Below are 250 nucleotides of genomic sequence, written 5' to 3'. Positions count from 1 at the left end.
CCGGGCATGTCTCGACGGATCTTTGGGAGTATCTCCCCGCAGAGGCCGCGGACGAGCTGCTTCAGAATCGAATTTCGGGCGCCCGCTTTCACGTTGGGGGACCAGATTCGAAGGCGTATCCGTTCTATAAATCGGAGAGTATCTCGCATGTGATCGACCGTGTCGAGTTGGACAAAACACTCGCACGCCGCGCTGCCGACGCCGGCACAGACCTTCGTGAGCAGCATACGGTCGTCGATCTCGACGAACA

1 protein-coding gene is annotated in these 250 nt (G+C 58.8%); it reads left to right on the top strand.

Going from position 1 to position 250, the window contains the following annotated elements:
- Positions 1-250 (top strand): NAD(P)/FAD-dependent oxidoreductase (locus tag EXE45_RS21645; protein WP_369333773.1); only part of this gene is annotated, 250 nt, incomplete at both ends.

The organism is Halorubrum sp. SP9 (genome assembly GCF_005435015.1).
GTDB classification, from domain to species: Archaea; Halobacteriota; Halobacteria; order Halobacteriales; family Haloferacaceae; genus Halorubrum; species Halorubrum sodomense.
The sequence above is the reverse complement of the archived record's forward strand: the minus strand, read 5'-3'. Positions and strand labels throughout refer to the sequence as shown.